This is a genomic window from Geodermatophilus sp. CPCC 205761, assembly GCF_051383655.1.
Taxonomy (GTDB): Bacteria; Actinomycetota; Actinomycetes; order Mycobacteriales; family Geodermatophilaceae; genus Geodermatophilus.
In genome coordinates this window covers 191,946-204,553 of the sequence record NZ_JALPKQ010000001.1, presented here as the reverse complement: position 1 = coordinate 204,553, position 12,608 = coordinate 191,946, and the positions used below count along the sequence as shown (strand labels likewise).

At 74.3% G+C, this 12,608-nt stretch carries 13 protein-coding genes; 5 read left to right on the top strand and 8 right to left on the bottom strand.

Annotated features, from left to right (window positions below; genetic code table 11):
* Positions 1-29: 29 nt before the first annotated feature.
* Positions 30-980, top strand: a complete 951-nt coding sequence (locus MY526_RS01040) for a helix-turn-helix domain-containing protein (RefSeq protein WP_436703025.1) — start codon at positions 30-32, stop codon at positions 978-980.
* A gap of 6 nt (positions 981-986) precedes the next feature.
* Here MY526_RS01040 and MY526_RS01035 read toward each other — a convergent pair whose 3' ends face one another.
* Positions 987-3,647, bottom strand: coding sequence for a putative bifunctional diguanylate cyclase/phosphodiesterase (locus MY526_RS01035; RefSeq protein ID WP_436703024.1), 2,661 nt, complete (start codon positions 3,645-3,647; stop codon positions 987-989).
* A 148-nt stretch (positions 3,648-3,795) separates the two neighbouring features.
* Here MY526_RS01035 and MY526_RS01030 point away from each other — a divergent pair, with 148 nt between their 5' ends.
* Positions 3,796-4,155 carry a nuclear transport factor 2 family protein gene (locus tag MY526_RS01030; protein ID WP_436692355.1) on the top strand — a complete coding sequence of 120 codons (360 nt, stop codon included), beginning with the start codon at positions 3,796-3,798 and terminating at the stop codon, positions 4,153-4,155.
* Here the strand turns inward: MY526_RS01030 and MY526_RS01025 are convergent.
* On the bottom strand, positions 4,122-5,159 hold the full coding sequence (locus MY526_RS01025) for a methyltransferase domain-containing protein (RefSeq protein ID WP_436703072.1): 1,038 nt from the start codon (positions 5,157-5,159) through the stop codon (positions 4,122-4,124). The genes MY526_RS01030 and MY526_RS01025 overlap by 34 nt on opposite strands.
* Before the next feature lie 24 nt (positions 5,160-5,183).
* On the bottom strand, positions 5,184-6,248 hold the full coding sequence (locus tag MY526_RS01020; protein WP_436692356.1) for a hypothetical protein: 1,065 nt from the start codon (positions 6,246-6,248) through the stop codon (positions 5,184-5,186).
* A gap of 110 nt (positions 6,249-6,358) precedes the next feature.
* On the opposite strand from MY526_RS01020, the gene clpS reads away from it, so the two are divergent.
* The 3 genes from clpS to MY526_RS01005 all read left to right on the top strand — a co-directional run bounded on the left by clpS (position 6,359) and on the right by MY526_RS01005 (position 8,511).
* Positions 6,359-6,646, top strand: a complete 288-nt coding sequence (gene clpS / locus MY526_RS01015; RefSeq protein ID WP_436692357.1) for an ATP-dependent Clp protease adapter ClpS — start codon at positions 6,359-6,361, stop codon at positions 6,644-6,646.
* Positions 6,643-7,137, top strand: coding sequence for a DUF2017 family protein (locus MY526_RS01010; RefSeq protein WP_436692358.1), 495 nt, complete (start codon positions 6,643-6,645; stop codon positions 7,135-7,137). Before clpS ends, MY526_RS01010 begins: the two co-directional genes overlap by 4 nt.
* A gap of 690 nt (positions 7,138-7,827) precedes the next feature.
* Complete coding sequence (locus tag MY526_RS01005) at positions 7,828-8,511, top strand: hypothetical protein (protein WP_436703023.1); 684 nt, start codon at positions 7,828-7,830, stop codon at positions 8,509-8,511.
* A 46-nt stretch (positions 8,512-8,557) separates the two neighbouring features.
* On the opposite strand, the gene MY526_RS01000 is transcribed toward MY526_RS01005, so the two are convergent.
* From MY526_RS01000 to MY526_RS00980, 5 genes are all read right to left on the bottom strand, one after another.
* Positions 8,558-9,136: a hypothetical protein gene (locus tag MY526_RS01000; RefSeq protein WP_436703022.1), complete on the bottom strand. Its 579-nt coding sequence runs from the start codon at positions 9,134-9,136 to the stop codon at positions 8,558-8,560.
* Positions 9,137-9,141: 5 nt separating this feature from the next.
* Positions 9,142-9,621 carry a hypothetical protein gene (locus tag MY526_RS00995; protein WP_436692361.1) on the bottom strand — a complete coding sequence of 160 codons (480 nt, stop codon included), beginning with the start codon at positions 9,619-9,621 and terminating at the stop codon, positions 9,142-9,144.
* 114 nt (positions 9,622-9,735) lie between these two features.
* Positions 9,736-10,374, bottom strand: a complete 639-nt coding sequence (locus MY526_RS00990; protein WP_436692362.1) for a superoxide dismutase family protein — start codon at positions 10,372-10,374, stop codon at positions 9,736-9,738.
* The gene (locus MY526_RS00985; protein WP_436692363.1) at positions 10,371-10,961 is read right to left on the bottom strand and encodes an ester cyclase; all 591 of its coding nucleotides are present in this window, start codon (positions 10,959-10,961) and stop codon (positions 10,371-10,373) included. Before MY526_RS00985 ends, MY526_RS00990 begins: the two co-directional genes overlap by 4 nt.
* Positions 10,962-10,963: 2 nt before the next feature.
* A complete protein-coding gene (locus MY526_RS00980) occupies positions 10,964-12,604 on the bottom strand; it encodes a phytoene desaturase family protein (protein ID WP_436703021.1) in 1,641 nt (546 codons plus the stop codon).
* Between the last annotated feature and the right edge of the window lie 4 nt (positions 12,605-12,608).

The window sequence follows — 12,608 nt, the reverse complement described above, 5'->3', positions numbered from 1 at the left end:
TCCGTCCTCGCGCTCCGAGGGGGTCCGCGATGTTGCTCCTGGACACCGCCGCCCTGCCGCCCGAGCACCGGGTGGACGCCTTCCGGGCCGCGTTCGGCCAGGCGTCGGTGCCGTGCCGGATCGAGCACCTGGGCCCGGCCGGGGCGGTCCGCACCCGCATGCACCTGTGGCACTACGGGCGGGCGAACCTGTTCACCACCGACTCCTCGGGCTTCCGGCTGCTCCGCACCCCGCGGCACGTGCGGATGGAGAGCCCCCCGGTCGTGGCGCTGGCCGTGCAGTCCAGCGGGGTGGGCCGGTTCAGCCAGTTCGGCGCCGACCGGCTGGTGCGGCCCGGCGAGCTGATGGTCAACGACCTGGCCGCGCCGTACGCGTTCGCCTGGTCGGGCAGCGGCGGCTCGCGGGCGTTCCAGGTGTCCCACGACCAGCTGGGGCTACCGGCCGGCGTCGTCCGGGGGGCCGCGCCCCGGCTGGCCGCCAGCCCGCTGCACGACCTGGTCCGCGACCACCTGCTGCGGATGGCCCGCGACGCCGACCGGGTCGCCGGCGACCCCGGCGCCGCCGCCCTGGGCACGGCGACGACCGAGCTGGTGCGGGCGCTGCTGGTGTCGGCGGGGGCGCCGGACCGGTTGGTCGCCACGGTGCGGGCCGAGACGCTGGTGACCCGGGTGCGGGCCTACGTCCGGGCGCACCTGGCCGAGCCGGCGCTCACGCCGGAGCGCGTCGCCGCGGCGCACAACGTCTCGGTCCGGCAGCTGTACAAGGCCCTCGCCCGCGCCGGCGTGAGCCTCGAGCAGGAGCTGATCGGGCAGCGGCTGGAGCTGGCGCGGACCGAGCTGCTCTCACCGGTGGGCCGCCGGCGGCCGATCGCGGCGACGGCGCGGGCCTGCGGGTTCGCCGACCCGAGCCACTTCACCCGGCGGTTCCGCGCGGCCTACGGCGTGACGCCGCGGGAGTGGCAGCAGCAGCCGGGCCGCTGAGCGGCGTCAGGAGCGCGCGCGCCCGGTGGCGGGGGTGCCGGGCCGCTGGCCGAGCAGCAGCAGCTCGGCGTCCGTGGCCTCCAGCGGCCGGGCGAACAGGTAGCCCTGGGCGCGGTCGCAGCGGCCCGCGGCGAGCAGGTCCCGCTGGGCGGCGGTCTCCACGCCCTCGGCGACGACCTCCAGGTCGAGGGCCCGGCCGAGGTCGATGAGCCCGCGCACGATCGCCGGCACCTCGCCGTCGTCGGCGATGGTGGCGACGAAGGACCGGTCGACCTTGAGCACGTCGACGGTGAACTGCCGGAGGTAGCCCAGCGACGAGTAGCCGGTGCCGAAGTCGTCGAGCGCCATCCGGACACCGAGCTCGCGGAGCGCGACGAGGGACTCCGCGGCCCGCTCGGGGTCGTCGACCAGCGCCGTCTCGGTCACCTCGAGCACCAGCGCCTCGGCCGGCAGCCCGCTCGCCGCCAGCGCCGCGCGCACGTGGTCGAGCAGGTCGGCCGACGCCAGCTGCACCGCGGAGACGTTGACCGCCATCGTGGTGTCCGCGGCACCGGCGTGCTCACGGCGCCAGGCGGCCGCCGTCCGGCAGGCCTCGCGCAGCACCCAGGCACCGATGTCCCCGATCAGGCCGAGCTCCTCGGCGACCGGCACGAAGTCGTTGGGCGCGACGGCGCCCAGCGTGGGCGACTCCCACCGCAGCAGGGCCTCGAAGCCCACCACGCGCTCGTCGGCCAGGTCGACGACGGGCTGGTAGACCAGCCGGAACTGGTCGGCGGCCAGGGCGCCGGTCAGCTCCTGCTCCAGCCGGCGGCGCTCGAGGGCGGCGGCGCGCATCGCCGGGTCGAAGACCACCGAGCGGCCGCGGCCGGCGACCTTGGCCGCGTACATCGCGATGTCGGCGTCCCGCACGAGGGACTCGGCGGTCGCCCCGTCGTGGGCGACGGCGATGCCGACGCTGCCGCTGATCGCCACGCGCTGGCCGGCCAGGTGCATCGGCCGGCCGAGGACGTCGAGGACGCGGGCGGCGGTGGCGCCGACCTCGTCGGTCCCGTCGTCGGCCTGCTCGACCAGGACGGCGAACTCGTCGCCGCCGAGCCGCGCGACCGTGTCGCCGGCGCGCACCGCCGACCGCAGCCGGTCGGCGACCGTGATCAGCAGCGCGTCGCCGGCCTGGTGGCCGAGGCTGTCGTTGACCGCCTTGAACCCGTCGAGGTCGATGAAGACGACCGCACCCGACGGGCCGCCGCGGGCCCGGCGCCGCAGCGCCTGGTCGACGCGGTCGGCGAAGAGGGCGCGGTTGGCCAGCCCGGTGAGGGTGTCGTGGGTGGCCTGGTGGGCCAGCGCCTGCTCGGCGCGCTTGCGGTCGGTGATGTCGGTGAGGTGGGCGACGGTGCCGCCGACGTCGGGGTCGGTGCGCAGGTCGACCAGCCGGACGCCGATCCAGCGCAGCTCGTCGTCACGGACGGCGGTCAGCTCGGCCTCCACGACGGTGCCGCCGGCCTGGTGGCAGCGGGCCAGCACGGCCTGCGCCTGCTCCCGGTCGATGCCGCAGAGGTCGACCAGCTCACGGCTGTTCCTCGGCGCCGTGCCCCCGAGCAGCGCGGCCAGCCAGGCGGGGTCGCTGAGCAGCCGGCCGTCCTCGTCGAGGACGGCGATCGCGTCGGAGGAGTGCCGGGCCAGGGCCGCGCTGTGCCGCTGCTGGGTGCCGACGAGGGCGCGGGCGGCGGCTTCGGCACGCAGCACGCGGGCGGTGCGGAGGAAGACGAGCCCGGCGAGCACGAGGGTCCCGCCGAAGACGGTGAGGGGGGCGCCCGCCGCGCCGGTGACCCCCCGCAGCACCTCGAGCCCGGCGGGGACCAGCAGCGCGCCGAGGCTGACGGCCAGCCGGGCCAGGCCCGGCACCGCCTCGCCGGCGTCGCTGCGCGTCGCGGAGCCGCCGGAGCCGGCGGCCACCGCGAGCAGGACGGCCCCGGCCAGCCAGCCGGTGTCGAACCACACGCTGACCGGATCGGGGTCGGCGAGGAGCAGGAAGCCCAGGTCGGAGGCGAGCCAGCAGCCCGCGCCCACGGCGACGGCGAGGGGTGCGCGCTCGCCGCGGGTCCGGGTGGCCACCAGCCGGAACACCAGCCCGATGACGGCGGCGTCGAGGGCCGGGTAGAGCGCCCAGACCGAGCGGGTGAGGACCGGCAGGGTGGTGTCGGTGACCGTGCCGGCCACCGAGAGTTGCCAGACGAGGATGAGCACCGCGACGAAGACGCCGGCGCCGTCGAGCCAGCCGTCCAGCTGCTGGCCGCGGGTGCGGCCGCGGGTGTCGGCCATGCGCCAGAGCCCCAGGCCGAGGGCGACGTAGCCGCCGATGTAGATGGCGTCGGCGATCGAGACGTCGGGGGCCTGACCGGCCCACGTCTGCAGGAACCAGAACACGTCGCCGACGGCGGTCAGGGTGACGCCGAGGGCGACGAGCACGGCCGGGGCGCGGAGGCCCTGCCGGAACGCCCCCCACCAGGCGCCGGCCGCGGCCGCCCACATCACGGCGAGGTAGACCCGGTCCGCGGTCGGCGTGCCGTGCACGGCGGCGTGGACGGCGAGGGCGGCGGCCACCAGCACCAGCCAGCCCGCGGCGACCGGCCTGAGCCGACTCCCCCGCTGGGGCACTCCTGCGTCCACGCGACACCCCCTCTGTCCGGATCTGTCGCGAACGGCATCGACGGCACGGCGGACGCGCTGTACGGCTGCTCACCCCTGCGGGTGAGCCACGGGTTGCGGTTGACTGCGCTCTCCCGTTCCTGTCCGTCCGACCGAGAGGACCGCTCCCGTGGCCGCTCCCCGGCAGACCGTCGAGGCCTTCTCCGGGCACCGCTTCCGCGACGCCTACGACGCACTGGACGCCGACGTCCGGTGGACCTCGGTCGGCGCGGGGGTGCTCACCGGTCGCCAGGCCGTCGTCGACGCGTGCGAGGCCACGCTGGCCGAGCTGGCGACGACGCGGACGGAGTTCCTCCGCTTCGTCGTCGTCGCGGACGGGGACGCCGCCGCGGTCGACGCCGTGGGCCGGTACGTGGACGCCGAGGGCGGGGTGAGCGTGGTGTCCTCCTGCGACGTCTACGAGTTCCGGGACGGCGTCGTCGCGGCCATCACGTCCTACACCGTGGAGCTGGACCCCTCCTCCGTCTGACCGGCCGGCCGCGTCGCCACCACCGCGACGATCGGGGCGCCGGGGGTGATGCGCTCGGGCTCCCCCGGGCGCAGGCCGGCCGCGGTCAGCTGGGTGACCAGCTCGGCGGTGTCCGGCAGCTCCATCGCCCCCTCCTGGGCGCGCAGGAGCAGGTCGAAGTGCCGGCTGATCAGGTGCGGCGTGGCCGCGGTGGTGACCACCACCAGCGCGCCGCCGGGGGCCAGCAGCCGGCCGATGTCGCGGAGGAACGCGACGCGCTCGCCGAGGGGGAGGTAGTAGACGACGTTGGCCAGCAGGGCGAGGTCGACGGGGTCGAGCTGCTGCTCCCGGACGTCGCCGTGCAGGACCGTCGCCCGGCCGGCGAGGCCGCGCCGCTCGAGGGTCTGCCGGGCGATCGCGACGGCCGGCTCGTCGGTGTCGACACCGATGCCCCGGGCGCCCGGAGCGGCGTCGAGCACGGCGGCCAGCTGCAGTCCCGCGCCGCACCCGACGTCGAGGACCCGCTCCGGCCGGAGCTCGGCGACCGTGCGGGTGAGCACCTCCTCGATGAACGGCTCGAGGGCCGCGGAGATGCGCGCGATGACCCCGCCCCGCTCGGTGACGTCGCGACGCGCCGGGCCGCCGGCCAGCTGGGGCCGCAGGTCGCGGTAGAGATCGGTGTGGAAGCCGGCGAACGCCTCGTACGAGGCGCGCACGACGTCGTCGTCGAGGACGACGCGGCCCTGCTTGCCCAGGCGCCAGGTGCCCGCCCGCCCTTCGGCCAGGCCCGCCGCCTCGAGGACGCGGAGGAAGGCGGCCAGCAGGGCGGTGTCGGTGGCGCCGGTCCGGGCGGCGAGGTCCGCGGTCGTCGCCGGCCGCTCGGCGAGGGCGTCGAGGACGCCGGTGTCCAGGGCGGCGCCGACGATCTGCAGCCGGACGGCGGTCTGCCCGTCCCGGGTCGCGCGGAGCCGTGCGGGCAGGTTCCCGGCGCGCACGAGCCGCCACGTGGCGCGGGCGCTGATCATCCTCGGCACGGTCTCCTCCTGGTCTCAGGCCGTGGACACCTCCGGTCGCGCCGGGGGTGGCAGCGGCACCCGCTCCGTCAGGTCCTTGCTGGGCAGTCCCTCGAGCAGTGTCTGCGCCCGCTGGTCGAGCAGCCGGGTGAGCACCTGCTGGGCGAACCCGAACACCAGCGCGTAGGCGAGGATCTGGACCTGGGAGTCGAGCGCGGACAGGCCCGGGACGAAGTCCCCGCGGATGGCCACCAGGCCCAGGAGTGCGGTGAAGGACCCCAGCGGGACCTTCAGCATGGCCAGGGCCACCGGCACGTCGTACGGCGACGTCGTCCCCTTCAGGTTGCGGATCGACATGGCCGCGGCGAGCGCGCCGCCCAGCAGTCCCAGGAGGGCGACGACGAGGACGTCCCCGCCACTGGGGTCGTCGGTCGCCGACCGCGTGGGGCAGTTGACGCCGGCCTGGGTGGTGACCACGGCCCCGGAACTGGTGTCCACCAACTCGCGCGGGAAGCAGAGCGGCAGCACCTCCGGGGCCCTCGAGATGGCCACCATGGCCACGACCATGAGCACCGTGATCGACACCGCCGACATCAGCAGGATGTTGCGGAAGCTGCGCAGTTGGGTGTGCCGGGCGTCGAGGGCCGCGTAGCTGTCCCGCACGACGCTGCGCAGCCGGGGCCGCAGCTTGTCGGCGGACTGGTACTTCCGGAACTCCTCGACCGTGCGCTGCCGCGGGTCCTCCCGGTTCAGGGCGGCGTTGGCCCGGGCGACGGCGGGGCGGATCTCCGCGTGCAGTTCGTCCTCGCCGGCCAGGTCCAGCAGCAGCACCTCAGCGGCGTGCATGTGCCGGTAGGCGGTCTCCACCAGCGTCCCGCGCCACCAGTTCGCCAGCCGTCGCGGCAGCGGGTCGATGCGGAACGCGGCGTTCCAGGCCTTGTCGAGGTGCATGCGCACGCCCGCGAGCAGCTCTCGCTGGGCCGGGGTCAGGTCCCGGGTCCCGTGGACGTTCACCCGGATCCGGAGCGCCTCGACGTCGACTGCCACCTGCGGGACCCACACGCGCCGGACCTTCTTCTGGCGCACCTCGAAGCCTGGCATGGGTCCCCTCCCGCCGGTTCCGGCGTCGCAGGCTAGGGACCGCGCCGTCACCAGCCCGTCACTGTCCCGCAGTGGTCCCCGCCGCTGGTGGCGCGCCGTAAAGTGGAGGGGTGGCCGGACCTCTCGCGACTCCGGAGACCACCGTCGAGGAGCGGAGCGACCTCGACCGCCCGTGGGTGACCATCGTCTGGAACGACCCGGTCAACCTCATGACGTACGTGACCTTCGTGCTGCAGGAGCTGTTCGGCTACGACGAGCCGACGGCGACGACGCTGATGCTGCAGGTGCACCACGAGGGCAAGGCGATCGTCAGCTCCGGTCCGCGGGAGCGCATGGAGCACGACACGAGCCGGCTGCACGCCTACGGGCTGTGGGCCAGCTTCCAGCGCGACTCGTGAGACCGTTCAAGCGCAAGGGCGCGGACGTGGTGGCGCGGCTGGAGTCGGCCGAGGCCCGGATCGTCGCCCTCCTGCTCGACCAGCTCGAGCAGTTGCTGGCCGCCGACGCCGACGACGTCCGGGGCGACCCCGTCGTCACCCGGCTGCTGCCCGACGGCCACCGCGGCGACCCGGAGCTGGCGGCGGACTTCCGGGAGATGACCGAGTCGGCGCTGCGGTCGGGCAAGGCCGACGACCTCGCCATCGTGCGGGCCACCCTGCCGCCCGACGGCGGACAGGTGCGGCTGGACCCCGACCAGGCCGGCGCCTGGCTGCGCACCAGCAACGACCTGCGGCTGGCCCTCGGCACCAGGCTGGACATCACCGAGGACACCGAGCCGCCCGAGGACCTCGCCTCCGAGGAGGGCCAGCAGCTCGCCGTCTACTACTGGCTCACCGGCCTGCAGGGCTCGCTGGTCGACGCCCTCGCCGCCGGCCGCCCCCGCCACTGACGCTCGTCCCGCACGACCGGGTCCGCCCCGCGAGCACCGGCCGCGGTGCGCCGGTGTGCGGCGGCGGCCGTGACGCCGGGGGTTCCCTGCGATGCCGAACGGCCATTGCCGTCCTGCTCACGAGGCGCGACGCTGGGAAGCCGGGGGTCGATCGCGCACCGTGACGTGGGGGTGGGTGTGGCGATGCACGTGGTCTCGGTCGACCAGCCGCCAGCGGTGGTGCACCGATCGCCGTCCGGGCGCAGCCGGGTGCCCGGCCACGGGGTGCGGGTTCCGCGGGCACGTGTGACCGGGAGCGTGCCGACGGTCGGCAGGCGGGACGCGGTGACAGCACTGCACCGCAGCCTCGGCAATGCCGCTGTCGCCCGGGACCGCGCGGTCCGACGACGCGAGGACACGCCTCCCGGGCAGTGCCCGTGCCACGTCGACGCCGGTGCCCGGCCGACAGCGGGACCGCCGGCGCAGGCGACGTCGGGAACGGTCCAGCGCGACGTCGGCGGGGCGCCGACCACGCCGGGAGGAGTCGCCGGGGCGCCGACGCAACTCCCTCTCGACCTGGCGCAGCTCAAGGCGCAGGTCGACTCCCTGATCGCGGAACTGGGACCGGCCGCGCAGACCGTTCACCCGGTGACCGTGAGCGGCGGCGGGGCCCCCGCCTCGGTGCGAGCGCCGCTCCAGCGCACGGGTGCGGTGACGGTGCAGCGAGACGGCTCGGGGACCTCCGCCTTCCACCCGGAGGGTGGCCTCGTCGCCTCCGTCCAGCTCTGCTACGACTTCATGACGGGCAACGTCGACCTCACCGGATGGGCCTGGGCCGGCGCGGGCTACAAGACCCCGTACGGCTGGTACGGCGGCTACACCTTCGCCGAACTGAGGCTCAACGTCGGCAACGTGGGCGCCCTGCTCACCCCGGGTCGGTGCGCGAGCCCGCAGGAGCCCCATGGGCGGGTGTCGGCCGATGTCGGCGGCGGGGTCGCGCTGTTCCCCGTCGTCATCGTCCCCGGCGAGCGGGTCCGTTTCGCCAAGGGCGGGTTGGAGATCGGACTGCTGTTCACACCGCACCCGGCCGAGGGCTACGCAGACCTCGAGATCATCGGGCTCATCGACGTCAAGAAGTACCTGGGACCCTTCGGTGTCGCAGCCGCGGCCGCCGAGGAGGCGGCGAAGAAGCTCGGCGAGAAGTTCGGCCAGCGCGTGGAGTGCGGCGCCGGTTTCGACCTGAGCCTGTCGACGCGCCTCTGCCGGGCCGCCGATCCGCGAGCCGGCATCCTGGGGTACACCGCGAACACCCTGAAGCTGTGCGGTGGCGGTTACATCGGCTGCAACATCAACCTCTCACGCAGCCGCCCGAGCCTTCCCGGCGGCGGCCACTGAGCGAGCTCCCGCGGGAGGAGCACCGGGAGGGCACGACCCGGACGCGTCACGGGGAGCACAGGCGGACCGATGCCGTACCCAACGACTCGCCCTCATCGGCATCAGGGCTGCTGCGCACGACATCGACGACCAGCGGCGACCAGTCGCACTGCTCGGCATCCACCGGATCGGACCTGTACTGCACGACCCCGAGACCGTCGGCCTGGTCGATGCCCAACACCGCACCGGACGCCTGCAGTTCGACGATCTCCCCTGGCCGGAATCCAGAGCCGTGAAAGGTCCAACTCCCTCCGATCGGTACCGCGTCGGGGGAGATCGACCAGTGCGGCCCGGACGGAGGTGGGAGAGGCTGCGGAGCTGGATCATCCGCGCCGGCCTCCGCCGGCATCGGGAAGGCATCCGGGAGTGTCGACGTCGGTGGCGGTTGAGCAGTTGCGCTGGGATCGGCGTCACCTCCGGTCGACCCCAGGACGACGGCCGCTGCGGCGACGCCGGCGACGACGACCCCGCCGTACAGGAGGCCGCGCGACCGCGACGCCTGCGGCGCAGCAGTGTTCAGGCCGCTGCGCATCCAGTCGCCTTGACCCGACCCCTCCCCCTCGTCGAGTCCGCCCGCGCTCGTCACACCCGTCACCCCCCGGCCACGATCATGATGAGCACGAGCAGAGCCACCTGCGCCATCAGCATGATCACGCTGACGCGATACGCATCCATCCGCCGCTTGAGCAGTCCGTCGTTCGACCCCACTGCCGCGATCATGGCCGTCGTAGCGGCCCGCAGAACGCCACCGAGATCGGTTCCGACGCTGCCGAGCAGCTTGTCCGGACTCGGTCCGAACTTCCAGCCCGGCGCCGGCCACAGAACGACCATCACCCCGGCTCCCACGAGGACCACCAGCACCAGCAGAGTCCAGCCGGCCCACAGGGGGAAGACGCGCCCGCGGTCAGGATCGGTGTTGAGCAGGCCGACAGCGGCCGCGAAGGACGTTCCCACGGCAGCCGCTGCGAGGAGAGCAGTGGCTCTGTTCCGGAGATTTGCCAGGGTCGCGTCCTGTTCACGTAGCGCAGCACGCGCCTCGCCATAGGCGAGTTGGGCCACCTCATCGGTCACGACGCATCCCGTTCCCCTCCGCAGTCGACAGGCCTGCTCCGCTGCGCGCCCGTCAGCGGTGCCGGCTGCGATCACGCGTGCCGGCGTCGTCGCCGCGCCGCCCGGCTCCCCGGGTCAGCCCTCGACCCGGCCGCAGGCGATGCGCCCGCCGGCGTCGCCGGTGCCCCGCGTCGTCTGGTCGGCTCCGGCAGGGGCGTAGCGCTCCGGGATGTTCGCGAAGTTGTCCGGGCCCGCGTGCACCATGACGGCGCTGCCATCGTCGTCGGTGAGCTCGGCCAGGGTGAACGCGTCGGTGACGGCCGTGAGGTCACCGGTCCCCGACTGCCCGATGAACAGGCTGGGGAGGTCCCCGGCGTGCTGCCCGTGGTCGGCGTCCGCGGCGCCGAGGTGTCCCCCTGCCGAGAGGAAGTCCCCCGTCATCGTCGGGTCGGTCGGGCTGACGCTGCCGGGTTCGCACACCCCGATGGCGTGCACGTGGAAACCGTGGAAACCCGGCGGGAGTGCGGTCGCCTCGACCGACACCCGCGTGCCCGAGCCGGCCTCCGACAGGGTCACCGTCCCGACCTCCGCGCCCGCGGCGTCCAGCAGGACGGCGGTCAGGTCGCCCGCGCCGGCCGCGGCCGACCCGGACCCGGCCGCGGCGGCGTCCTGGCCGCGGGCGTCGGCCGGCGCCTCCTCGAAGCGCCCACAGCCGGTGACGGCGAGCAGGACCGCGCACGACGACAGGAACGGGATTGCAGACGATCGCCTCACCGGGACCTCCTGAGGATCAGCCCGGCGTCGGCCCGGCTGCGGTCGGAGCTGGATCCGCGGGATCCTGCACCGGACGGCCGGCGTGTCGCCAGGGCGCGGCGCGGGAACCGGAGGAACACCGCGATCCGCAGGCCCGCCCGCCCCCACCGGGTCTCGGTGAGGGTCAGCGGCGGGAGCAGGCCCATCTGGACCAGGACGCCGGCCACGTCGATGTAGAAGTTGTCCTCGGCGAGCCGCCCGTTCCGCATCCGGACGAAGCTGACCGCCTGGATCCGCAGCCGCCGACCGGTCGCCGGGACGCCGAACAGCGTCCCCAGGTGGGTGCCGGTCAGCGTGTACTCCTCCGCGACGCCGTCCCCGTGCGGCAGCCGCGTGGTGAGGTCCAGCCGCAGGTCGGGCACGGCGTCGAAGAGGGCCCGGAGGACCGCCCCCACCTCGGCCTTCCCGCGGTGGGTGCGGCCCATCGCCATGTCGTGCCAGGTGATCTCGTCGTCGTAGTGCGACAGGATCCCGGCGACGTCGTGGCGGTTCCAGTACGGGACCACCGCCGCCATGGTGTCGAGGTTGCGCTGCTCGGTCGTCGACATCGTCAGTGGTTCCACCGCGGGTGCCCTCCGCCGTCGGCGAGCACCATGCCCGCGGTGTTGTAGCCCGACAGCACGACCCAGGGCAGGCCGGCGTTCGGCGTCGTCCACTGCCCGGCCAGGTACAGCCCCGGCAGCGGGGAGCGCTGCTGCGGACGGGAGCGGCTGAGCATCTGCGGCACCAGTCCCCACCCGGCGAACGCGCCCTGGTTGTTGTGGGTGCGCCGCACCATGTCCAGCGGCGTGTAGACCCGCTGCGCCACGATGTGCCGGCGCAGGTCCGGGATGAGCGCCTCGGTCCGGCGGATGAAGACGTCGGCGATGGCGTCCTTGTCGCGGTCCCAGTCGATGCCGACGCTGTCGAGGCGGGTCGGGCACTCCAGCTTGATCGAGTGCATCCCGGGCGGGGCGAGCTCCGGCTGGTGGAGGGTGGCGACGTACAGGTAGTAGGCCGCCTCCTCGACGTTGCCCAGCGGGAAGTTCGCCATCCCCTTGTCGATGTCGCGGTGCGGGTAGATGAAGTTCAGCCGCTTGATCTCGTCGCCGTACCGGGCCAGGTCCAGGTCGATCCCGAGCTGCACCTGGAAGAAGGCCGGCGTGGTGGGGTGGGTCTGCACCGCCGTCCGCAGCTTGCGGGGGACGACGTCGGCGGGCAGCTGCTCGGTGTAGAGCCGGCGGGCGTCGGACGCGCAGACCACCGAACCCGCGGTGAACTCCCGGCCGTCGACGGTCCGCACCCCGTGCACCCGGCCACCGGTGACCAGCATGCGGTCGACCTCCGCGCCGGTGGCCACCGTGCCGCCCGCCTCGATGAACATCTCGCGCAGCACCTCGGCGAGCCGGCCGAAGCCGCCCCGCGGCATCCACATGAGCCGGAGCGCGTGGACGAGGAAGACCGACGCGATGACCGCCGACAGCTCCGAGGGGGCCGTGCCGATCCCGACGCACAGCATGGACAGGTAGGCCTTGAGGTCGGGGTCGCGCAGGTGCTCGTCGAGCAACTGCTGCAACGTCCGGTTCTGGTACTTCAGCAGGGTGTGGCCGGGCATGTTCAGCCGGCCGGCCACGGGCGCGACGGCGTCCCCGAGCCACGGTCGCTGGAACTGTTCGAGCAGCCGGTCGAGCGGGCGTCGCTCCCCGGGTACGTCGGCGATCCGGAAGCTCGGGACGACGAGGTCGAGCTCGGCGACCATGCGCTCCATGTCGAGCAGCACCCGGGTGATCCCGGCCCGCTCGGCCGGGAACCGCTTGGTCAGCAGCTCGGCGGTCATGGTGAGGTCGGCCGGGATCTCCATCCGACCGTCGGGGAAGACGCCCTGGAAGCTCTGCAGGTCCGGGACCATGTCGATCCGCTGGTCGATGCCGAGCCGTTCGAACACCTGGCGGGCCGGCATCCCCAGCCGGAAGGCCAGCACGATGTGCCCGCCGTGGTCCCAGTAGAAGCCCTGCTCACCGTCGCCGTGGGCGTACCCGCCGACGAACGGGTTCTTCTCGAGCAGGAGCGTCCGGGCTCCCTGCTGGGCCAGGGTGAGGGCACAGGTGAGACCACCGGCACCGGCGCCGGTGACGATGGCGTCGTACCGGTCCGCGGGCGAACCGGTCCGGTCGGCGGCGCGGCCACGGGGAGCGGCGTCAGGTCGAGGCACGGGC

Coding starts and splice junctions, on each gene's coding strand:
- MY526_RS01040 (WP_436703025.1), top strand. CDS start 30: ATGTTGCTCCTGGACACCGCCGCCCTGCCGCCCGAGCACCGGGTGGAC.
- MY526_RS01025 (WP_436703072.1), bottom strand. CDS start 5,159: ATGATCAGCGCCCGCGCCACGTGGCGGCTCGTGCGCGCCGGGAACCTG.
- MY526_RS01020 (WP_436692356.1), bottom strand. CDS start 6,248: ATGCCAGGCTTCGAGGTGCGCCAGAAGAAGGTCCGGCGCGTGTGGGTC.
- MY526_RS00985 (WP_436692363.1), bottom strand. CDS start 10,961: ATGTCGACGACCGAGCAGCGCAACCTCGACACCATGGCGGCGGTGGTC.